Annotated in this window: 16 protein-coding genes; 7 read left to right on the forward strand and 9 right to left on the reverse strand. The window is 48.4% G+C overall.

Going from position 1 to position 22644, the window contains the following annotated elements:
- Positions 1-3: 3 nt before the first annotated feature.
- The 5 genes from FGL37_RS25115 (at position 4) to FGL37_RS25135 (ending at position 7221) form a co-directional block, all read left to right on the forward strand.
- Positions 4-1758: a RagB/SusD family nutrient uptake outer membrane protein gene (locus FGL37_RS25115; protein WP_028068678.1), complete on the forward strand. Its 1755-nt coding sequence runs from the start codon at positions 4-6 to the stop codon at positions 1756-1758.
- A gap of 16 nt (positions 1759-1774) precedes the next feature.
- Positions 1775-2800, forward strand: coding sequence for a DUF5627 domain-containing protein (locus tag FGL37_RS25120; protein ID WP_028068679.1), 1026 nt, complete (start codon positions 1775-1777; stop codon positions 2798-2800).
- A gap of 22 nt (positions 2801-2822) precedes the next feature.
- Positions 2823-4508, forward strand: a complete 1686-nt coding sequence (locus FGL37_RS25125; RefSeq protein ID WP_028068680.1) for an endo-1,4-beta-xylanase — start codon at positions 2823-2825, stop codon at positions 4506-4508.
- Positions 4509-4535: 27 nt separating this feature from the next.
- On the forward strand, positions 4536-6266 hold the full coding sequence (locus FGL37_RS25130; protein ID WP_028068681.1) for an RICIN domain-containing protein: 1731 nt from the start codon (positions 4536-4538) through the stop codon (positions 6264-6266).
- Between the two features lie 106 nt (positions 6267-6372).
- Positions 6373-7221, forward strand: coding sequence for a sialate O-acetylesterase (locus FGL37_RS25135; RefSeq protein ID WP_232048776.1), 849 nt, complete (start codon positions 6373-6375; stop codon positions 7219-7221).
- A gap of 168 nt (positions 7222-7389) precedes the next feature.
- On the opposite strand, the gene FGL37_RS25140 is transcribed toward FGL37_RS25135, so the two are convergent.
- From FGL37_RS25140 to FGL37_RS26010, 8 genes are all read right to left on the reverse strand, one after another.
- On the reverse strand, positions 7390-8532 hold the full coding sequence (locus FGL37_RS25140) for a TlpA disulfide reductase family protein (protein ID WP_028068683.1): 1143 nt from the start codon (positions 8530-8532) through the stop codon (positions 7390-7392).
- 35 nt (positions 8533-8567) lie between these two features.
- Positions 8568-9992 carry a PKD-like family lipoprotein gene (locus FGL37_RS25145; RefSeq protein WP_028068684.1) on the reverse strand — a complete coding sequence of 475 codons (1425 nt, stop codon included), beginning with the start codon at positions 9990-9992 and terminating at the stop codon, positions 8568-8570.
- Positions 9993-10799, reverse strand: coding sequence for a DUF4843 domain-containing protein (locus FGL37_RS25150; protein WP_028068685.1), 807 nt, complete (start codon positions 10797-10799; stop codon positions 9993-9995).
- 11 nt (positions 10800-10810) lie between these two features.
- The gene (locus tag FGL37_RS25155; protein WP_028068686.1) at positions 10811-12304 is read right to left on the reverse strand and encodes a RagB/SusD family nutrient uptake outer membrane protein; all 1494 of its coding nucleotides are present in this window, start codon (positions 12302-12304) and stop codon (positions 10811-10813) included.
- A 12-nt stretch (positions 12305-12316) separates the two neighbouring features.
- On the reverse strand, positions 12317-15688 hold the full coding sequence (locus FGL37_RS25160; protein ID WP_037532222.1) for a SusC/RagA family TonB-linked outer membrane protein: 3372 nt from the start codon (positions 15686-15688) through the stop codon (positions 12317-12319).
- Positions 15689-15780: 92 nt separating this feature from the next.
- Complete coding sequence (locus FGL37_RS25165; RefSeq protein WP_051606507.1) at positions 15781-16977, reverse strand: FecR family protein; 1197 nt, start codon at positions 16975-16977, stop codon at positions 15781-15783.
- Between the two features lie 67 nt (positions 16978-17044).
- A complete protein-coding gene (locus FGL37_RS25170) occupies positions 17045-17632 on the reverse strand; it encodes an RNA polymerase sigma factor (protein WP_028068688.1) in 588 nt (195 codons plus the stop codon).
- 12 nt (positions 17633-17644) lie between these two features.
- Positions 17645-17773 (reverse strand): hypothetical protein, encoded by a 129-nt coding sequence (locus FGL37_RS26010; RefSeq protein ID WP_262709483.1) that lies wholly within the window; start codon positions 17771-17773, stop codon positions 17645-17647.
- A 128-nt stretch (positions 17774-17901) separates the two neighbouring features.
- Here FGL37_RS26010 and FGL37_RS25175 point away from each other — a divergent pair, with 128 nt between their 5' ends.
- Positions 17902-19602 carry a S1C family serine protease gene (locus tag FGL37_RS25175; RefSeq protein ID WP_081817779.1) on the forward strand — a complete coding sequence of 567 codons (1701 nt, stop codon included), beginning with the start codon at positions 17902-17904 and terminating at the stop codon, positions 19600-19602.
- A gap of 206 nt (positions 19603-19808) precedes the next feature.
- Here the strand turns inward: FGL37_RS25175 and FGL37_RS25180 are convergent, their stop codons facing one another.
- Positions 19809-21497, reverse strand: coding sequence for an alpha-L-fucosidase (locus FGL37_RS25180; protein WP_232048777.1), 1689 nt, complete (start codon positions 21495-21497; stop codon positions 19809-19811).
- A 269-nt stretch (positions 21498-21766) separates the two neighbouring features.
- On the opposite strand from FGL37_RS25180, the gene FGL37_RS25185 reads away from it, so the two are divergent.
- Entirely contained in the window at positions 21767-22630 is an 864-nt protein-coding gene (locus tag FGL37_RS25185; RefSeq protein WP_028068691.1) for an AraC family transcriptional regulator, read from the forward strand.
- Positions 22631-22644 lie beyond the last annotated feature (14 nt).

Here is a 22644-nt window from a genome sequence, read left to right on the forward strand (position 1 = left end):
ATAATGAAAAAGATATTAACCATAGCCATCATGAGCAGCCTGCTGTTTTCATCCTGTGAAGATATGTTCGAGCCTGCACTTGAAAATAACCTTGAAATTGAGACGGCCGATAGCCGTCCCCTGTATGCACAAGGATTGCTGTTAAACGGCTACAACCGCGTTCCCGGCTATAGCTTCGATGATGTCGCCACAGACAATGCAGTGAGCAACGATAAGAACAATAGTTTCCTTAAATCAGCAACCGGACAATGGACAAGCATAAACAATCCTTTTGACCAATGGCGCAATAGCTATGCAGCCATGCAATATCTAAACAACTTTTTATCCTTAAGCGACAAAGTGGAATGGGCGCTGGATCCCAAGATCAGTGCCCTGTTTAATGACCGGATGAAAGGTGAAGCCTATGGTCTCCGGGCCCTATTCATGTTCTACCTACTGCAATCGCATGCCGGTAAGAGCGTTAACGGCGAAATTCTTGGCGTACCGATTCTCCTTGAACCCGAAAACGTTAATTCAGACTTTAACCATAGCAGAGCACCATTCGAAGCATGCATGCAACAGTTATATGAAGACATCAAGAAAGCTGAAGAACTCCTGCCGATGGATTACGAAGATATCAGTGCCGATAGTCAGGTTCCGGCGAAATATGCAGGAACCATCAATAAAGATGATTACAACCGAGTATTCGGATCCAATTTTAAACTGCGGATGACCAAGCGCATCGCACAGGCCATTCGCGCCAGAGCAGCACTGCTCGCTGCAAGCCCAGCATATAGTGAGGGTAGTGGAACGACCTGGGAACAAGCTGCAACCTATGCAGGACAAGTCATTCAGGCCAAGGGAGGACCCGGCGGTATCGATCCGAAGGGATTTACCTGGTACAATAAAGATATGGTGGACGGTCTGGCTTCAGGTGCAAACCCCGCAGAGATATTATGGCGCACAGACAAAGGTAATGGCAATAGCATGGAACAAGACCATTTTCCACCCACATTATTCGGCAATGGGCGACTCAATCCAACTCAAAATCTGGTCGATGCCTTTCCGATGGAAAATGGCTACCCGATCAGTGATGCAAATTCGGGATACAACAAAACAAATCCTTATGACAAAAGAGATCCGAGGCTCAAAGCTTATATTATTGTCAACGGCGCTACAGCGGGCGTCAGCAATACGGTCATCAACAGTTCAGCAAATAGCCCCACCAACGACGGGTTGAATAAGGTCGAAACATCGACCCGGACTGGCTATTACCTGAAAAAGCTGCTACGCCAGGACGTCAACTTAAACCCTTCGTCCTCTACCCAGCAAATGCATTTCACAGCTCGTATACGAATGACAGAAATCTATTTAGCTTATGCCGAAGCCGCCAATGAAGCCTGGGGACCTACAGGTATGGGGACCTTTACTTTCTCAGCTTATGACATCATTAAAGCAATCCGGAAACGTGCAGGTGTAGGAACGACCAATGGTGACCCCTATCTGGAACAGGTAAAAAACAACAAGGATCAGATGCGGCAGCTCATCCAAAACGAGCGTCGGCTGGAGCTTTGTTTTGAAGGATTTCGGTTTTGGGATCTGCGCCGATGGAAAATGGATATCAATGTTGCTGCAAAAGGAGTCAGTATCAGCAATAATACCTATACCGAGATCCCCGTGGAAAATAGACTTTATGAACCCTTTATGTACCATGGTCCCATTCCTTACAGCGAAGTACTGAAATACAGCAATCTGACACAAAACATGGGATGGAACTAACAATAAACTTTTGACGATGAAAAAGATCAATCTACTATACGCGATGACTTTGGTAAGTCTGGCGTCCTGCAAAAATAACGACTGGGAGTTCCCGGACTTTGAATTTCAATCTGTATACTTCGCTTATCAGACTCCTGTCAGGACAGTCACTCTGGGGGAAGATATCTTTGACAACAGCCTGGACAATCAACATAAAGTCAAAGTCATGGCAACGACAGCTGGCGTATATGCCAACGAAAAGAACATACGGATAGACTTTGTTGTTGACAACAGCCTCACAAGCGGCCTTAGCTACAAAAACGGAGCAGCGATCACGGCTTTGCCCAGCCACTATTATGAACTTAGCAGCAATCAGATCAACATTCCAAAAGGCAGCTTAACGGGTGGCGTGGAGGTTCAGCTGACCGATGCATTTTTTGATGACCCGAAATCTATCGAGACTTATTACGTTTTGCCGTTAAGGATGACAAAGGTCGTCAATGCAGATTCCATCCTTTCCGGTAGAACTTCCTGGCCGAATCCCAATAGAGCAATTGCATCCGACTGGGATGTCACACCGAAGGATTTTATTTTTTATGCTCTCAAATATATCAATCCGTGGCATGGCAATTACCTGCGCCGCGGTACGGATCAGATCGCTGGCAAAGAAGGATATGGAAGCTTGACAAAAAACGTTGTCAGGCGTCAAGCCTATGTGGAAAAAGATGAAGTAAAAAATCTCAGTACAGCAGCGCTCAAAAAATCGATTCTCCCATTGACTTTTAAGGGTACAGATCAGGTAGACCTCAACGTCAACCTGATGTTGATCTTTGACGATGACAACAACTGTAGTATCAGCTCGGCAAGCTCGGGGATTACCGCCAGCGGCAGTGGCAGATTTGTTAAGCGGGGAGAAAAGAACAGTTGGGGGAATGCCGACCGTGATGCCTTATACTTATCTTATTCCATTAATATGCCCCAGATGACCGTCACCAGCAGGGATACCTTGGTCATGCGCGACAGAGGAGTAAAAATGGAAACGTTTACACCAATCAAAAAGTAGTATGTATCCAAAAAGAACAACGATGAAACCATTGAATAAAACGATTGCCATCCTGCTTTCATTCGGCAGCGTCTGGAGTTCCTGTTCCAAGTACAAGCCCCTGGAATATATGGTGGAGAAACCTGCACAAGTGCTGGCGCAGGAGGATATCGATTCCTATCATCCACTGAAAAGCTATTTGAACCGACAGGCAAATCCAGCGTTTAAGCTCGGGGTGGCACTCAATATGAATGACTATTTTAACAAAGGGGTAATGTACAGACTCGCCAACCGTAATTTTGACGAAATGGTGATGGGTTATGAAATGAAACATAGTGCTATTGTGACGGCAGATGGAACGCTTAACCTGGCACGTGTCGAACAATTGATTACCGCCGCAAAGGAAAACAATATGGCAATTTATGGCCACACCTTATGCTGGCATTCAGGACAAAATGCTGCCTACCTGAATAAGCTGATCGCACCCATTGTCATTCCCGGCCCCGGAGGGCCTGCCCTTGCCGGACATGCACTAAAGATGAGCAACCCTTCGGTAGTGAATGCATGGGAAGCACAGACCGCATATGATATTAAACCAACCGAAGTCGGTAGTGAATATATACTTAAGATCATGGCCCGTGGCAGTAAGGCAGGAAATATCGGGATAGACCTTCAGACCTCCAGTAATTATACAGGGAATAACATGGGCACACTCGCCTTGACAACCCATTACCAAGCCTATGAGCTCAAAGTAACAGCCACCGCAGAACGCAATCGATTCATTATCAACTTTGGGCAATATGATGGCACTATTTTTATCGATAAAGTGATCTTGACAAAATCCGGAAGTTCAGTTAATCTTATTTCCAACGGTGACTTTGAAACCAATGCAGATGGATGGACCGGATGGGGCAACAATTCTACCAGAGGTCTATCCGCAGACGGTGAGGGATATGGTAGCCCCGGAGACCGTATCATCGAAAAAACACCCGCCGAGAAAGAAGCTATTTTACTCGAGGCCCTCGACACATTTATTGCAGGCATGTTAGACAAAACCAAAGGGTACGTTAAAGCTTGGGATGTAGTCAATGAACCTATGTCTGACTGGCCCGATCAATATGCCTTAAAAACGGGTATCGGAAAAACAGAGTTAGCAGCCGATGAATTTTACTGGCAGGATTACCTGGGGAAGGATTATGCGGTTAAAGCCTTTCAGCTGGCCCGTAAATATGGAAATCCCGATGATCTCTTATTTATCAACGATTACGGACTCGAAGGTAGTGGAGACAAGTGTAAAGGCCTGATCGCCTATGTTAACTATATTGAAAGTAAAGGCGCCAAAGTCGATGGGATTGGCACCCAGATGCACATCGATATCCACACCAGCAAGGATAATATTATCCATATGTTTAATCTATTGGCTGCCACCGGCAAACTGATCAAGGTTTCGGAACTGGATATTGGCCTCGGCAACGGCATCAAGACCGCCAATGCCACGGCCGAAATGTATCAGAAACAAGCTGAGCTGTATAAGTTTGTCGCTGAAAAATACTTGGAGCTCATTCCAAAAAAACAACAATACGGAATCACCATTTGGAGTCCGCTGGACAGCCCTGATCAGGACAATTCGTTCTGGCGGCGCGGTGAACCAATTGGCCTATGGACCGAAGCATTTGTCCGCAAGCCTGCTTATCAAGGAATGGCCGAAGCATTGATGAACAAAAAATAATCCATTCACTAAATTAAATGATAAATTATGAGAACAAACAAAACAACCTTACTACTGGTGTTCTTGCTCAGTTTGATCTTGGGTTGCTCGAGACTGGACGAGAAGATATTACCCGAAGAGTCCAGCAAAAGCCTTAAAGCGAATGTATCTGCCCAGGCAGTGACTACCTGGCCCCGACCTACACCGACGCTGCATGTGGGCGGCAAGCACCTCAAAGACCCCTGCGGCAACAATGTTGTCCTGCACGGTGTTGCCATTACCCCCAGTCCTTGGTTCAATGGCTGTCAATATGGAGCCAATTCGGGCTATTGTACCTGGGATAATTACAATGTACAGGGTGCACTCAATTACAACAAAGCAGTGATGGACAAGCTTAGCAGTGCCGCTGACGGCTGGTACCTGAACTATATCCGTCTCCATATCGACCCCTACTGGACCAATGATCCCGGGGCCCCGATTCCCGAAAACGACATATCACGATTCAATTACAACCGTCTGGTTACCTATACCGACCAGGTCATTGTTCCGTTGATCAATCACGCCCGCAGCCGGGGTATGTACGTTATCCTAAGGCCTCCCGGTGTATGTCCACACCGCATCGCCGTCAATGATGCTTACCACAGCTATCTTAAGACCGTATGGACATTTTTATCACAACATCCCGGGCTGAAAAATGCCGACAATGTGATGTTCGAACTGGCTAACGAACCGGTAGAAATACTGGGTACCAATGGTGTCTGGGGCACGACGGGCAACGAGCATTTTGCGGCACTCAAAAATTTCTTTCAGCCGTTGGTCAATATCATCCGTAACAATGGTGCAAATAACGTCTGCTGGGTTCCGGGTACCGGATGGCAGTCACATTACCAAGGCTATGTCAACCATCCGATCACGGGCGGCAATATCGGCTACGCGGTCCATATCTATCCCGGCTACTGGGGTGGGGTCAACAACTATCAGTCCTTCCAGAATGCCTGGAATACCAATGTCAAACCGATTGCCGATATTGCGCCTATAGCCATTACCGAGACCGACTGGGCTCCACAGGGGTACGGCACCTTCGGTATCGGCAACACAGGTACGGCTGGAGGCAATGGTTTTGGGGCCAACCTCAAATATATCGTAGATCAATCCGGCAATGTGAGCTGGAATGTACTCGCACCGGACAATCTGATCCATAAAGGCGACCCGAATGCAGGTACGGCTTACAACAACGACTGGGAGGCCTGTGCGGCACCCGTCAAACAGTGGTTTCAGCAATACGCCACGTCCAATTATCCCGTTTCCAACTGCACCGTCACGGGACTGGTCAACAATGGCATTTATGAGATCGAGTTTCAGACTGACGCCAGCAAAGTCCTGGATTTAAAATTCGGTGAAGACGCCAATGGCGCCGTCCTCAGGCCATGGACCAGAAACGGCGCTACAGCACAGCAGTGGGTCGCCATCAATGCGGGCAATGGCTACTGGCGTTTTGTGTCCAAAGCCAGCAGCTCCGGCCGTTGCATCGATCTGGAAAGCGGCAGCAATACTTTGGGTACCGCAATCCGTCTTTGGCAGAATTATAGCAACGATGCTCAGGCCTGGCAGGTGATACCAGTAGCCAATGGCTACTATAAAATCCTGTCCAAGGTCGATGCTACCCGTGGCTGGGATGTGCCCAACTGTGTGATGGACGGCAATTCGGCCCTGCATCTCTGGGATTATTATGGTACATCCTGTCAGTTGTTCAAATTCAAATTTTTAGCGATGAACTAAGGCTGTATGCTACATGCAGCAGACAAAATGATATTTAACTTTTTCCCCAATTCCCTTACATTTTTTTCGCGGTAGGTCCCACCTATCGCGAAATACTTTGTATATTATGACTATGCAATATAAACATCTGATACGACTTCTGATCTTTGCCGTGATGGTTAACCTGTCGGCGGCAGCTGCAACGGCGCAAAATAAAGATTTTCATATTTACCTATGCTTTGGTCAGTCCAACATGGAAGGCCATGGCCGTTTTGAGCCACAAGATACCTCGGCCGTCGAACGCTTCTATGCCTTACAGGCTGTGGATTGTCCAGAGTCGGGTCGCCGTGCTGGTGAATGGTACCCAGCTCAGCCTCCGATCACCCGGTGCCAAACGGGCCTTACGCCGGCAGACTACTTTGGGAGGACGCTGGTCGAAAACCTGCCTGCCGATATCGAAGTCGGCATACTCAATATCGCGGTTGGAGGCTGCCATATCCAGTTGTTTGATCAGGATAGCACCCAACGTTATGTGCAGCGGGCTCCCGACTGGATGAAATCCATGCTCGCCGCTTATGATAACGATCCCTACAAAAAGCTGGTAGAATTGGCTCGGATTGCGCAGCAGAAAGGCGTGATCAAAGGGATTTTGCTCCATCAGGGCGAATCCAATACCGGAGATCTCGACTGGCCACGGAAGGTAAAAAAAGTATACCAGCAGCTATTGAAGGACCTCAATTTAAGAGCGGAGAACGTTCCCCTCCTAGCTGGAGAACTTCTCTCTGCTGAAGAAGGCGGCAAATGTGCTAGTATGAACAGCATAATCCGAACATTGCCCAGTACCTTACCCACAGCGCATATCGTCTCCTCATCCGGATGCGGTGGCATTGGTGATGGATTGCACTTCAGTCCTGCAGGATACCGGCAGCTCGGGAAAAACTATGCCGGGCAGATGCTGAAAATCCTGAAGAAATAATACCCTCATGAAACTGGCGCTCAAGATGAATAGGATCCGAAAAGTATGAGCAACGGAAGAGAGAACAACGATGGGGTGCCCGATCACGAAGGACACCCCATTAACAAATAACGAATCATTAGCGCATTTTCACCCTACACTACCGATCGTTGTCCTGTATTGTTTACATCAGTTACCAAAGATCCGCGCGAGCTCCTGATGCAGAGTCTCACCTCTTAAGTTTAAAGCCACAATATTCCCTTGCGGATCTACAAGATAATTTTGCGGCACCGCACGTACGCCATACAGTACGGCAGCCTCATTGCTCCAGCCTTTAAGGTCGGCGACATGTATCCAGGGCAGACCATCGTCTTTGATGGCCTTTAACCAAGCGCTCCTACCCTTGGTATCATCCAGCGATACGGCCAGGACTTCCAGCCCCTTGCTTTTATATTTGTTGTACGCTTTCAGCAGATTCGGATTTTCGGCACGGCAGGGGCTACACCAGCTCGCCCAAAAATCGATCAGCACATATTGTCCCTTAAAATCTGACACCTTAACCATTTTCCCCCGGATATCAGGCTGAGAAAAATCAGGCGCCTTATTGCCAATTTTTACACTTTTCTCAGCAAGAAAGCGTGCCTCCAACTGACGGGCAGTGCTCAGTTGACGAACCTCTTTGGACAATTTCCGAAACACAGGCTCGATCTCGCTGAGCTTACGCTTGTTGGCTGCATCGATCAAGGCATCTACCGCAAAGATCGAATTCGGATTGTTTTTTGCAAAAGCCAGCTCTTTGACACGGCGATCCTCAAATTTTGCTTCAAATTTTTCATGGATCGCTTTGTATTGCGCCTCCGCATCCGGAGCATCTTTGTCTACCGCAGCAAAAGCTTTGTTACCCGCATCGATGATATCCATAAAGCCGCCCCCAATTTCATTCAGATAAGCAACATAAGCATTGTGCAATGGCGATCCTTTTATGGAAGCCGTTCTCAGCGAATCCCTGATTCCAATGGTATAATGCTCATTGCCCAGATAGAAATAGAGACGATCACCGATATTCTGGGCAAGCATCTTGCCTTTTCCATCCGGATCAAAGACCATACGTGAATAGGTTGGTTCTTCCACTGCCCCTGTAAAGCTAAATTTGCCATCGGCAATAGCAACAGAGTCAGATGCCGGAAAACCGTCTTTTGTATAATCCAGATATACCTTTTTTCCATTGAAGGCTTTCGGTGCAGTACCGCTGATCTGAAAACCACTTTCCTGCCCAAAGGATACAGCTGGCAGCAAAGCCAGCACGCATGCCATTATTTTTAAATTGTTCATGTCCTTTAATTATTTAATTTGATTTCTGTCTTGGTTTATTTCCGCCAGGTCATATCCACAGGATTACCCGGGATACCGTCAATTTTTTTGATGAGCTCCCCATTTTTGCCCACCTGGATCGCCAGGTAATAAAGGGAGCCGGCCGTCCCTGCAATCAGCGTATTTTGATCATCCTCCAGCTTTAAGAGACTGATATCGGATTGCATCTCCGTTTTCAGCAGGTCGACCTGCTGATTCAGAGGGTTATAACGAAATATTTGGTTTCTATGGGCCACATAGATATAGCCATTCCGGGCCGCCAGCATCCTGGTCTCCTCCTTGATCCATTCCGGATGTATAAACGGCCTTTTGTGCCCTGCCGTAATCAAAAACGGACCATTAAAGTTTGCGTTGAACTTCAGCTCATAAATTTTTCCCGCTGTATCCCTGACATAGGCGTAGGTATCCGTATTGTTGATCTGCAGCATTTTGACGAGCTCCATTCCCACATCGAGCGGGTCAAAAACCTCCGTATGTGCTGCACTGTATTGCGTACCAAAATACATGGGGCTACCATCGATATTGATGCGGACAAATTGCTTTTTATTTTTCTCGAATGCAATCACACTAAAGTTGTCGTCCACCGCTGTCAGCACAAATTCGGGCGACAGCTCATAGTCGCCGTCCGCATAGGTTCCAAACATCCCATACGTGTTGGATTGATCCCATGTGGTGGTCGTACCGCCATAAAATTTACCATTGATCACGCCCATAAGGACACCTTGGGGATGAGCCTGCAGACTACCCACCTGGATCGTGCTTGGTGCCAGGAAGAAATTGTCATGCAAGGTGCCGGGTTTAAGCGTCTCTTTGACCAGATCGTTGACATCGATCCGTCCACCCGCCTGCCTTGAAATGATCCAGTATCCTAAAGGCGTATTGCTTGTATACTGATTTTTTAAGTAATGGATATGTAAAGGTTCTGCGGGCAATTGTTCACCGTTGATAGCCTCATAAATATTCGGCTGTACGGTATTGTCGGGTTTGATAAATGAGAGCATACTGACCCCGTTCTGGACCGAAAGCACCAACGATCCCTGTGAAAATGCGGTCTTTCCCTGTATTTTGAAATTATAGAAATACTTCATCCCGTTGGCGGTATTCGTCAAAGTAAGCCGGGCAGTATACCGTTTGGCCTGCAGGCCAAATACGATTCGTAAGGCAGGACCGTCATAATGGTTGGCTTCGGGCACAACCGCCTCAGGCACATCGATACGCCAATGGCATTGCAGGCTAGCTGGATCGATGCCCGTGATTCTGGGGGCAATGATCAGGCTGTCACCTACGGATGCCTCATATAAGGTATCCAAACCGGCCACTACCGGCGCAGCGGGTATATCGATCACATAATTGCCCTTGTCCTCATAACAGCCAGCCAACACAGCCAGCCATACACAAAAAATAGCATATATTCCCTTCATCTAGCGTACCTCCTTTCCATTTTCATCAATAAAGTAGTACTTGCCTGACGCAGTATTTTTCCGCAATAAGATCGTCCGGTTGGGATTGTCCACATGGTAAAACAGGTATGTCTGTCCGTTGTCGCTGCTGCGCAGTACATAATTTTTCTCTGGATGGTCTTTTACCCATTTAAACGGATCGTTGAGCATCATCAGCAGTAGGTTGGCAAAATACAGGTTTTTTGGCGCATCAAGTCCCACCATGGAAAGCGAACGCTGTTCCGTGACAATCAAAAACAGCTGATGCTTCACCCTGGAATAATTGTCAAGCCACATGGTCCACCATGCCGGCTGTTCCAGTTGTGCCGAAATGATGATCCGCGCCCGTACCAGCTGTGGGTTTTCGACACCAAAATCATCGGAAGCGCGAAGCTTGACGATCAGCGATACCGACTGCTTTTCCAGCTCACTGATATTATGGACGATCAACGGCAGGAAGGCATGGCCGGCCTCTGCCTCAATGGGATATTCCGGCTTCAGTTCATCATAATGTACATTGCTGCGTGCCGTCGAAGAATCTTTCTCGACAAACGCGCTATAGTGGCGTAGCAACTGCCCGCGGTACCCCATGACTTTCACTGGGATCAAAATCGTGTCTACAGCCTTTGTCATATCATATGCAAAAGTGTACACCATACTATCGCGCTCAGCCCCAGTAAGGTCAAAATAAATATTTGCGTTCCTGTCATAGGTGGTCAAGCTTGCCTTTTTACAGGCGCACAGCAACAGCAGTGGCAGTATCAGGCCTATAAATGTATTCTTTTTCATGTGGTCACTATTTAGCGTTGTCCATAAATTATCTCGTCGTCGGGCAAAGGCCAGACATAGATTTGCTGGCTGGCTGGGATGCTCGTGCCCTGCTGCCCAGTGATCGGCGCATTCAGCCGTTTATAGGCATAAAAGAGCTGCCCCTCAGCATACATCTCTTTTCTGTATTCCTTCAGGAGTTCGCTCTGCAGCTTTGCAGCTGTCGAAATATCCACCTTCTGTCCGATTCCACGATGTTCACGCACCTGGTCCAAATAAGCTGCCGCCTGCGCTGGCCCGCTTTGGTAGCTGCATTCCGCAGCGATATAATAGATTTCGCTCAGCCGGATTGCGGGAGCTACCAGATAGTGCAAATTGGCAGCGAAACTATCCCCCAGCGTGTTACGTCGATATTTGAGTATGGTCGAAATATAGGAGTTCCCCACACTGACGCTACCGAACCACTGGGTATAGCGCATATCTCCCCCACCTGCTCCCGCCACTTCGTAAATGGCCTGCGCTTCATCCTGATCTAGATACATCGCGCTATTGCTTTCCAAAAACCACTCGTTATTATAGGTGTTGTTCATGGCCGGAATGTACCAGGCAAACAATAGTTCTTTATACAGGATACGATCCTTTTTATTGGCATCCACCGCCAGGAAGTCGGTAGCATTGGTCCAGGGAAACTTATTGGCATCAATAACCTCCCGGGCATTGGCCAGGGCTTTTGCCTTGTCGCCGCTATATAGGTAGGTGCGGGCCAGTAGACCACATACTGCATAATAGTTGAGTCTATGCCGCCTGTTCTGCAAAAAAAGGCTCTTGTCATGAAGTTCCGAATTTTTCAAGGTATCATCCACGGTCGGATATCCAATGATATAGGATTTTAGACGGATCGGGTCCACCGTGAGCAATTCTTTCGCCTGCTCCAGGTCACGGACCACCGAATCCAGTACCTGCGACACTGTCGACAACTTGGTCGTTTTGTTCGAATAAGACGTGACATACGGTATCGCCTCTGCCTTTGCATTGACTGCCGGAGCGGGGCCAAAGAGCCGCAGTGCATCAAAATGCAAATAAGCACGCAAAGCCAGAGCCTCACCCTTGATCAATGCATAATTGTTTGCCCTGAACAGCTGTTTTCTTCCGTCAATCTCAGCCAGGATCAAATTGGCATTGACAATTCCGTTGTAGAGCCCCTTCCAGATATTATCTTTCCGCGTGATAAAGTTACCGTCGGTATATTTAAACAGCAGGGTCTGCTGATAACGCAGCGCATCGTTGCTGGTCATCGCATAGTTCTGGGCCAGTACCTCCGGCGTCCCGATGGTCAGTTCCTTACCGTAAAGGTCGTCCTTCGCGCAACGCGTGTAAATCCCGATCAGCGCTTCCTTGAAGCCATCTTCCGTCGAAAAGAGTACCGACCTATCGATCTCGCTTTCAGGCTGTATATCAAGCCATTTGGAACAAGAAAGCATGATCAACGGCAAGAGTATAATAAAGAGTAAATTTGTCTTTTTCATATGTACAGTATTTTATAATCCTGCTTGCAGGGTGAAAGTTACACTGCGGGCAAACGGGTAAGTGATGCCCCGTTCTACTTTCACCGAAGACCAGCGGAAGATGTCGTTTGCGATCAGCCCCATGCGCAGGCTCGAGAGATGTAGTTTTTTCGAAAACTCCTTGTTGGCATCATAGGAAACATTGAGCGACTGCAGGGTAAACAGATTATCTGGCATAATAAACCTGCTTGACACCCTTGTCTGGCCCAGATCCTGAATGCTTTTATAAAAGGTCACATCCCCAGGCTGTTTCCATTTGTCCTCCAGTACGCGCCGGTCTACATTATAGCGCGGATCTGCGTTTTCGACTCTGTCCACTAAGGTTTGATTATAGGTCTTGCCACCTATTCGGGTCTGAAAATAAGCCACGAGCATAAACTGTTTATAGCGTAACGTACCGCCAAACGAGCCCTCCATTTTTGGTGTCGCCACCGCCACCACGTCGATGTCGCGGGCATCCCATTCATAGGAAAGCGTACCATCTCTTTTTAGAAACACTTCCCTGCCATTTTCTGGATCGATCCCCAGGGAAGGCACCGCATATATGGCATCAAGCGATTGGCCCTCCTTATAACGCAGCAGCGGAACCCCCATTAAGTCACTACCCTGCTGGGCTTCGTCTACCCGTTCATTGTAGCTTTTGAGTGCATTGGAGATCCGGACGATTTTATTCTGGTTGCGTACCAGATTCGCCAGCAGGCTAAGCGTCCATTTTTCATTTTTAACCGCCACCCAGTTTGCATTGAGCTCAAGGCCTTTATTCTCCAGGTCGCCTAGATTCTCTTTATAGGAACTAAATCCGGTGGAGGGCGCCAGATTGATGTCGGCCAGGATATCCCGTGTCAATTTATGATAATAGCGCGGCGAAATGGTTAGCCGGTCCTGCCAAAGGCCGAGATCCACACCGATGTCGGTACTCTGCGTCTTCTGCCAGGTCAGGTTTTCGTTTCCATAATTGCGGACGATGCTGCCCAGGCCTGACGAATACCAATTGCTTTTATCATAATTGTATGTCGTCCTGGACATATACGGGTCAAACTGCACTGAGCCCGTGAGACCGATAGTGGCGCGCAGGCGCAGCTGGCTGATCGTCCCGTTGTCAAACCAGCTTTCTTTGTGCATATTCCAGCCGATCCCAGTGGACCAAAAAGGCGCCGTACGTTTATTGGCGCCAAATTTGGATGAGCCATCGATGCGCAGCGTAGCGTCCATCAGGTAGCGGTTGTCGTACGAGTAATTGGCACTCAGGAAAGCCCCGAACAATCGGGAGGCGCCCAGGCTGCTGGAAGGACTGGCATTTTCGGCATAGCCCTTGGCAAATCCCACGCTTGTAAACCGGTCATTCGGAAAACCAATCGCTTTAAACGAACGCTCATCATAGCTCTCCGTCCGTATGTTGGTCCCGCCGACGACATTAAAGCTGTGTTTTTCGATATTACGCATCCAGTTGAGCCGGATATTGGCATCCCAGTACAGTTCATTATTCGTATAGCTGGTATAACTGCCCTTTTCGTCTGTTTGCGAAGTCGGGTAAAAATAAAATTCATTGGCCAGAGGCGAGCGAAAGTCGTCGTTGCTATTGAGCCTTTTTAACAAGCTGACCTGCCCCCGCAGCCGAAGTCCCTGCCCCAGGTCAAAATCTCCCGAGAAGTTATTGAGCAGCTCGGTATATCCCAGTTTGTGGAAGCTATTTAAGGTTGCATTGTACAGCGGATTGAGCACATATTCGCGCTGTGCACTACCCGAGTTTGCTACCCTTGTCCAGACATCCGCTTCCTGCGTTATATTGCCATTGTCATCCGTCATCCGATAGTAGGGATTCATCCGCACATAATCCGCAAAATTTCCGTATGGGGATTCCGTACCGTCCACGATGGTTACCGAAAGCTCGTTCTGAAACCTGAATTTATTCTTGAGATTATAGGCAAAGTTGAGTCCCCCCGAATATTGGTTTCTTCCAGATCCTTTCATGACACCGGGCCGTGTCTGGTAACGCATGTCTACACCGTACCGAAAGCTCTCCGAGCCACCTTCCAGATAGAGCCCATGCTTCTGTCCCACGGCAGTACGTACTGGTTGTGATAGCCAATAAGTATCCACTCCGCCCAGCACATTCGCCAATTTTTGGTAGTATAACTCGTCCAGCGCATCCTGAGGCTGGCGCTGGAGGGTACCGTCATACAGGCCTGCCAGCTTTTCATAGGCCAGTTTGTCCTTGGCATTCAGCACGTCATAGCCCGTCAGATCCGGTATATTGACATTACTCTCATGGGTATAGGTGAGCTGCAACCTGCCATCTTTAGGCATTTTGGTGGTGATCACCATCACCCCATTGGCAGCGCGGGAACCGTAGATTGCTGTTGCGGCCGCGTCCTTCAGGATCGTGACGCTCTCAATACGCGTCATATCCAGGTCGAGCACCTTTTGTACGCTGACTTCAAAACCATTTAATATAAAAGCAGGCATGTTGATCGTCGTCGTGATATTATCCCTACGCAACACCTCGTTATTGCCGGTCGGTAACGAAGATGAACCACGCACGTTAATATTTGGCAACGCATTGGGATTGGATCCAGCGAGATTGTTGTCCAGTAATTTAAATGAAGGATCAAACACCTGCATGGCCTGTAGCACATTTTGCGGGTTGACCTGCCGCAGCTCTTCTCCACTCTTGGTGATGGCGGTTCCGGTGTAGGAGTCTTTCTTAAGGGTTTGATAGCCTGTCACGACGACCTGGTCCAAAGCATTGGGTTCCTCTTCCAGTTGAACCGTATATTCTGTCCTGTTGTCGGTCAGATTGATAACCAAGTGTTTATAGCCCACCATCCGCACCGTAAGCGGTTGCATGGATGCCGCTACCACAAATCGCCCCTCGCGGTCAGCCACGGCGATGGTGTTGCCCGACTGCGAAATGGTTGCTCCTGCGAGCGGCTGGCGATCCCTGCCCAATATCTGACCCCGGATCTGCGTCTGTGATGACTTTTCTACTGCGCGATCCACTTGCTGTTCCTGCCGGCGGGCTGGCGACTTTCGTTCCAGAAAGATCGTTTTGGACTCAATAGTATACCCGATCGCCTGGGTACTCAAAATTCTATCGAGAAATAATTTCAGCGGCATCTTATCCGCCTTGATCGTAACCGGCTTTGCCGCCTCTAACATTTTCTTTGCTCCAAGTACTTCATAATTCGTCTGACGTTTAACTGCCTGCAGCACATCCATCAGGGGCACCTGATTGCCCGAATAGGTTACGGTTTGCGCATTGGCCCTTAGGCTAAGCTGTATGAAGACAGCAAAAATTAACCATAATAAAGGCCCGGTCGCTCGTGAAAAACAACTTCGTTTCATTAATTTCTAGTACGTTAAGTTAGGTTAGTCTGCTGGACCTATGGTCCGATATATTAGTTCATAAGTAAGATGTTTATGCTTTATTTCCTATACTACAGTCCTCCTTTCTGTCCTTTGGGATCACTTTTTTCGATAATGAGTTTTCCGTCGTCCGTCAGCTGGTAGGACAAGTCCTGGTCTTTTAAAATCTTCAGGATACTGGACAGTCTACTCGTACGGAATGTACCGCCAAAAAACGATACATCTGGTATTTCCCCCTTATAGACCACATCCACCGCATACCAGCGCGATAGTTCATCCATCACTTCCCGCAGGGACTTGCCATCAAAATTAAATCTGCCATATACCCAGGCGAGTTCCTGCTGTACATCGACAGCACGCCGGGATAGTTCTGTCCCCTTCCTGACGGCCTGATCTCCCGGAGACAACAATAGCTCCCTGCCTTTCAGCATTTCCTTCACGCGTACCTTTCCTTCCAGCAAGGTTGTTTTGGTTACGGTCGCATCCGGATAAGCACGCACATTAAAATGCGTTCCCAGCACCGCGACCTGCTGGTTTTTGGTGGTCACGACAAAGGGCTGCCCCTGACGTTTGGCCACTTCAAAATAAGCCTCCCCGGTCAAATTGACTTCCCGTCTGTCTTTGGCAAAAACGGTGGGATAAGTAAGTAAAGTACCCGCGTTGAGTTTGACCAGTGTGCCATCGGGCAATGTCACATCATAGGTCCCCCCGCGGGGAGTTTCGATCTTGGCCGACACCGCTGCATCAATCGAAGCAACCTGGCGGCCATCATCGTAACGTATTCCGTTACCGTCAATCACCACCTGGTTTTCCTGCTGGTTGAGTGTGTATTGGCGGCCATCCGAGAGTGTGATGACGGCCCGATTGGAGGCAGGCAGTCTGTCGGTGATCGCCGTATGCTGTACATCTCCCACAGAATACCTGGCCCTCTGCTGATACCAGACACCCACGATCGCAACAAGGACACAGGCGGCAGCGACATAGGGCCATAGTTTTTTTAGAACAGGAGTTTTTGGACTTACCCTTCTGAACCTAAACTTATGTTTAACCGACTCAAAATCACGGCGATTTTCAAAGTGCTCAAGACGGATGTAAGCATCACGCTGCACCTGGCCTTCCAGACAACGCACGTAGATCGCCCTGTTTTCTGCCGATTCGTCGAGCCAGCAGTCCAGAACAGCCTGGTCTTCAACACTTAACCTGCCTTGCAGCTGCCGGAGGATCAACGTACTGATACGGATGAGTTTTTCTTCTTCTAAGGGGTCCATTTTACGCTATTTCAACTATAGATACCGCGCCGATTCCAAAAAGTACCAAAGCTCCCCAAAAAAAAGATTAAATTTTTCCAAATAAAACGATTAGTGAGAGAAGATAACGGAAAGAATCGCTGCTCAACTGCTGCCGCAACAGGCTTAGAGCACGCAACTTTTGGTTTTTGACGGTCTGTATACTAATCTGCAACAATTCGGCTACTTCCTGATTGCTATGCCCCTCCAGATACGTCAGCCGGACAATCTCACGGGCTTTGGGAGGCAAGTTCTGGATAGCACGGTAGAGTTCGGCCATCGTCTCAGCATAGACGATCTCCTGTAGGTGTGAACCTTGGTCCTGCTCTTGTTGCGAGACATACGCATCGACCCGGTCCGACCGTCGCTGTCGGGCCGTTTGGTGGTTGAGGCCTACCCGACGTGTCGTCTGATAAAGGGCTGCCCTGAGATGCTGTAAGCTTTCAAAATCACGTTTTCCCTGCCACAAACGGATAAAACCTTCCTCAGCGATATCTTCCGCTTCCCTGGTTTCGTTGACAAAGCTGGCAGCATAAAGACAAATACGGGCAAAATAACGATTATATACATGCGCGCAGGCCTGCTCCTCTCCGTTCCGAAAGTCCTCAAGCAGCTTTTTTTCGCTCGTATAGTCCATAAATAGATCCGTTTAGCCCAGGTTGATGTTCCAGCGGTTAAAGATAACTAAAAAGAATGAATACTTCCTATCCACGGTGCCCACATCATGCGATACGTTATCCTTTGCCGGCCAGGTTATACCATAAATTTTTCTGTCCATCAGTCTGAAGATGCGTTGCCACCATAATTTATTCTGAACTTGATCGGTTCCTTGATTTTGTGCGCATCAATCCATTAACTTTGAATGCTGGCTTGGTCGTCAGCCTATTCCAACAATCAACCTGAGAAATGTATATGAAACCTATGCCTACCTCACGCTTTAACAATCCATTTGCCTTTTGTCGGATCATTGGGGCCGCCCTATTGATCTGCAGCGGTCTGATCCACTGCCTTGCGCAAACCAATAAAGTCGCGCAGCGCCCTATCCCCAGTTCCATCGTCAATCGCGCATTGTCGGCATCCATCAAGATGTATGGCATCGACAGCCTGAGCAGACAGCAGAACAGCGCCCCTTTCAGCGGGGTGGTGGTGAGTGCCGATGGATTTATACTGACAGTGGCACATTCCACCACGCCCGGGCATCATTATCAGGTTATCTTTGCCGACGGACGGAAAGGTACTGCAAAGGCACTGGGTCGGCTGGTTGTTGACCAACAGAGCAACTTGCCCGATATTGCACTGATGAAGATGCAGGGCGAAGGGCCATGGCCCTTTGCCGAGATGGGCTGGTCTTCATCGACCGTAATACAGCAAGCTTGTTTTGGTCTCTCCTACCCCGAGACACTGCCCTTCAATAGGCCCTTTTTGCGCGCTGGACATATTCTCAGACAACAGGATGATTACGGGCTTATGTGGAGCAGCTGCATCATGGAGCCCGGAGATTCGGGCGGCCCGCTTTTTGACCTGCTGGGTCGTGTGATCGGCCTGCACAGTCGTATTGACGCTGCCGAAGGAATCAATTATGAAGTCCCCGTCGACAGTTACCGAAAGTACTGGAGCAGCCTCACGCAGCCCGTGGCTATTGGCAGGTACCCCAGCTCGACCGACCCTATCGGCACCGATCCACAAAAAGAACGGCTTGCAACACAAAGTGCCGACCGGCCGGCAAAATTACCCAAGACAAATCTGCAGGTTTTTCCGGTCAGCAGTATGCTGGACGGCGATCGTTTACAAGTACTCGGAACGGCATTCACCTTATCCAACAAAGGTACAGTCATCCTTTCCAAGAGCAGTATGGTAGCCGATCATCCGGTGCTGATGACCGGAGGGCAAAGCCATCCCTTAACAGTACTTCTACGCGACGAAACTACGGACCTTGTCGCCTTGGCCACACCAAAAGAACTGAAGCGGGCGACCCCCATCACAACTCTGGCAACCCGTCCCCTCCCCGATTCATTGTTGGGTATTGGGCTGTGGTCACTATTGGACGGCAATACGAGCAAGCAGGGGGTCCTCGGTATGATGCCCCAGGCATTTCCGCGTATCCCAGTACCGGGAAGTTTTGATGCCCAGATGCGGGAAATTGAAGGACTGCCGACATTGACCAAAGTAGACAGTATGGGGGCCGCATATCGTGCCGGGCTGCGGTCCGGAGACCGCATTCTCGCGATCAATGGACATGATGTATCCAGCGCCCTTAAAATTAACGCTGCTATGCGGCAGTATTCGGCTGGTGACCGCCTGACTGTGCAGTATCGCAGGGATACAGCCATACTGGACGCCGGTATCGTATTGTCCAGATGGCCCGTACGGGAGAATCCACATCCGGCGAATCATATCCCAGGCGGAAAATCGGACCGAAGGGACACGTTTCCAAGTGTATTTATCCATGATTCCCGCATCCATGCCCAAGAGTGTGGAAGTCCTGTTATCGACAGCAAGGGTGAATTTATTGGGATCAATATCGCGCGCTATAGCCATACGGCCTGTCTCGCTATCCCACGAGATGTCGTGAAAAACTTTTTGTCCAACTTACGGCCGGCCCGTTAACGACATAAAAAAGGCTAAGTCATTGTCGACCTAGCCTTACAAAATCAATCCCTATAATTTAAGTATACCTATCCTTATGAATCTTCGCTTTAAGAACAATGGTAACACAAATTAGTTTTGATTATTTTATTTTTTTACCGTTTTTGTGCTCAGGCAGCCGCGCAGGCACTTTCGCCTTAGCATCTGGCCTGGCGTACAAAGGCAGCTCAGCTAATTTTTAAGACCGTGGCTATTTCATTTTGGATCAGGCCATCTGGAAGCTCAATTTCTAGCACATCAGTCAGCTGCCTATATGTCAACCTATGCGTATAGCCTAATGCCTGCACAGTGCGGACTGCCTTCGTATTGGGCGCCCCCTTCCCCAGTGACTTGATTGTCAGCAAATTTTTCTCCGGTCTGCCCATGATAAATACATACAATATATTTCCTTTGGTGGTAAAGCGAAGATCTTCCCCCGTCAAAGCTTTTCCCTTTCCTTCATTAAACCCCTGTACATTAAGCGCGGGCGCATCCTCCAATGCAGGTCCCTCTCCAAAGATATGCCATGGCCTGCTGCCCAAAATGGCTTCACTGTACCGGCTCATCCAGTCGCCTATACTCTGCACCACCGCCTTGGCTTTGTCATCGATAGAGCCGTCACCACGGAGCGGTACACTGAGGAGTAGATTTCCGTTTTTGCTGACCACATCGATCAACATATGGATCACTGTTTTCGCGGATTTGTAGCTGTTATTATCGTAAATTCGTCGGTCATAATGCCAGGAGCCGATGCAGGTACAGGTCTGCCATGGCTGCGGCTCAATGCTGTTGCTTTGTCCGCGTTCAATATCCCAGACCAGGCATTTGCGCTGCTGTTCGTCCAGAATCTTCCCGTTGATCACCACTTCCACCTTTCCCTTATTGGCTTGCATGCTTTTGTTGTAATACTGCGCCGCTATTTCCAGCCCCACATTGCTTATCGGCCAGAGTGGCAGCACCGTATCATCAAAATACACCATATCCGGACGGTAATTGTCCATCAGTTCGAGTGTTCGCGCTTTGAAGTTGGTGCAATACGCGTCCGTAGGTATACTGACCCCAGATGCAACATCCCAGTGCCACTGCCGATGGATCGTGTGATCATCCGTACTGTCCAGGCTCGGAGCGTGATCCTGCGCGTACAGCTCCTGTGGATCATAGCCTGCCCACCATTTTCCTTTACCGTCTTCTTTGCGAAGTTTACCATCGTAGGCTACACCAGCATAGTTTCCCTGCTTGTCCGCCCGCTGTGCCGTTTCATACCAGGTCCAGGCATGCGCAGCATGTACGCTTACACCAAACTTGAGACCTCGTTTTTTTGCTGCCTGTTCCCAGCCCCTCACGATATCTTTTTTGGGCCCTACGTTGACACTGTTCCAACGGTGATGGCTACTGTGAAAGAGATCCAGATTATCGTGGTGATTGGCCAATGCCATGAAATACTGGGCGCCCGCAGCTTGATACAGATCCATTAATGCCTCCGGATCCCATTTTTCAGCTTTCCACTCGTGAATCACATCCTTAAATCCAAAAACGGAAGGATGACCATATTTTTTCACATGATAAAGGTATTGATCAGACCCCTCCTGATACATTCCCCGCGCATACCAGTCCCCATATTCAGGCTGACATTGCGGCCCCCAATGTGCCCATATTCCAAATTTCGCATCACGAAACCACCTGGGTACCGAGTATCTTTCCAGCGAGCGCCAATTGGGGTCAAAAGGAACTTTGCCCAAATACGTATATGCCGAAGTAAAACGGCTGAGAAATAACGTTGGAATTGCAGTACCAATAAGCTTAATTGCAGATCTTCTATTCATCATCATGTATTTTAGGTAAGGATGTCCGTGGGCAGGAGACTCACCCGTTGCCATCCAGTTTATAATTTGTTTTGATTACGTTATACAAATGTAACAGCATTCCTTTAAAATGGCATTCACATTATCGATCAGAAATTGCACAATATCGATAGTAGAATTCACCAGTAATATTTTTAGGCTTTGGCAAGCGGACAAAAACCAAAATAGTTCAACCTCAACAAAACTAATTACGATTATTTTTCCAATACCATGAGAGCCTAAGTGAATACATTATCGACTTTTTCCTTATTATTGTATTCTGTGTCACAAGACCTGGAAGACCAATGAGCAGCAATCCAAAAAATAAACTTGATTTCAGCCTCTTAAATGTGGGTTATGCGCAGCACAATGCCGACTGGAATTTTAAAGATATCAGAAGCCCTTTTGCGCGGATACACTATGTCAGGGAGGGGCAAGCATCCATTTTATTAGATAAGGAGCAGATCACGCTCCGCCCCGGATATCTTTATCTTACCCCTGCGCATGTACAGCATAGCTATTCCTGTAATGGCTTATTTTCGCTCTATTATATCCATATCTATGAAAATCCAGCAATACGGTCCAGTATTTTTGACCGCTATACCTTTCCAAAAGAAATTCAGGCAGATGAGCTCATAGCGGATCTCGTCCGGCGTCTCCACGTATTAAACCCCAGCCGCGCTTTACCGATGTATGACCCCAGGGGCTACGATCATTCAGCGGGATTAATGAAAAATATCGCATTGCAGGTGGCCTCACCTTTTGCCCGGGAGGTCGAGAACCAGGCCATTATTCATATACTGATGAGCCGTTTTTTGGCCGGTGCAACGGACGGCATACCAGATGTCGACAAACGGCTCCTGCGGGTTATCGATTATATCGATGAGCACATTCATCGCGCGATCTCCATTGAGCAGCTTGCCGGTCACGTTTTTCTATCCAAAGACCATCTGATCCGGCTTTTTAAAAAACAGATGAACACTACTCCCGTAAAGTACATAAACCAGAAAAAAATAGAAAAAGCTCAGCTGATGATGCTGGCCGATGACTGCAGTATACAACAACTGAGCTTTGCATTGGGTTTTGAGCATATCACCTATTTCAACAGGCTCTTTAAAAAAATAGCCGGGGAGACGCCCACCAATTACAGGCGCCGGCTGTCAACATAGTCAACGATGGCCGT

The organism is Sphingobacterium thalpophilum, assembly GCF_901482695.1.
GTDB classification, from domain to species: Bacteria; Bacteroidota; Bacteroidia; order Sphingobacteriales; family Sphingobacteriaceae; genus Sphingobacterium; species Sphingobacterium thalpophilum.

Coding starts and splice junctions, on each gene's coding strand:
- FGL37_RS25115 (WP_028068678.1), top strand. CDS start 4: ATGAAAAAGATATTAACCATAGCCATCATGAGCAGCCTGCTGTTTTCA.
- FGL37_RS25120 (WP_028068679.1), top strand. CDS start 1,775: ATGAAAAAGATCAATCTACTATACGCGATGACTTTGGTAAGTCTGGCG.
- FGL37_RS25125 (WP_028068680.1), top strand. CDS start 2,823: ATGAAACCATTGAATAAAACGATTGCCATCCTGCTTTCATTCGGCAGC.
- FGL37_RS25130 (WP_028068681.1), top strand. CDS start 4,536: ATGAGAACAAACAAAACAACCTTACTACTGGTGTTCTTGCTCAGTTTG.
- FGL37_RS25135 (WP_232048776.1), top strand. CDS start 6,373: ATGACTATGCAATATAAACATCTGATACGACTTCTGATCTTTGCCGTG.
- FGL37_RS25140 (WP_028068683.1), bottom strand. CDS start 8,532: ATGAACAATTTAAAAATAATGGCATGCGTGCTGGCTTTGCTGCCAGCT.
- FGL37_RS25145 (WP_028068684.1), bottom strand. CDS start 9,992: ATGAAGGGAATATATGCTATTTTTTGTGTATGGCTGGCTGTGTTGGCT.
- FGL37_RS25150 (WP_028068685.1), bottom strand. CDS start 10,799: ATGAAAAAGAATACATTTATAGGCCTGATACTGCCACTGCTGTTGCTG.
- FGL37_RS25155 (WP_028068686.1), bottom strand. CDS start 12,304: ATGAAAAAGACAAATTTACTCTTTATTATACTCTTGCCGTTGATCATG.
- FGL37_RS25160 (WP_037532222.1), bottom strand. CDS start 15,688: ATGAAACGAAGTTGTTTTTCACGAGCGACCGGGCCTTTATTATGGTTA.
- FGL37_RS25165 (WP_051606507.1), bottom strand. CDS start 16,977: ATGGACCCCTTAGAAGAAGAAAAACTCATCCGTATCAGTACGTTGATC.
- FGL37_RS25170 (WP_028068688.1), bottom strand. CDS start 17,632: ATGGACTATACGAGCGAAAAAAAGCTGCTTGAGGACTTTCGGAACGGA.
- FGL37_RS26010 (WP_262709483.1), bottom strand. CDS start 17,773: ATGGACAGAAAAATTTATGGTATAACCTGGCCGGCAAAGGATAACGTA.
- FGL37_RS25175 (WP_081817779.1), top strand. CDS start 17,902: ATGTATATGAAACCTATGCCTACCTCACGCTTTAACAATCCATTTGCC.
- FGL37_RS25180 (WP_232048777.1), bottom strand. CDS start 21,497: ATGGCAACGGGTGAGTCTCCTGCCCACGGACATCCTTACCTAAAATAC.
- FGL37_RS25185 (WP_028068691.1), top strand. CDS start 21,767: ATGAGCAGCAATCCAAAAAATAAACTTGATTTCAGCCTCTTAAATGTG.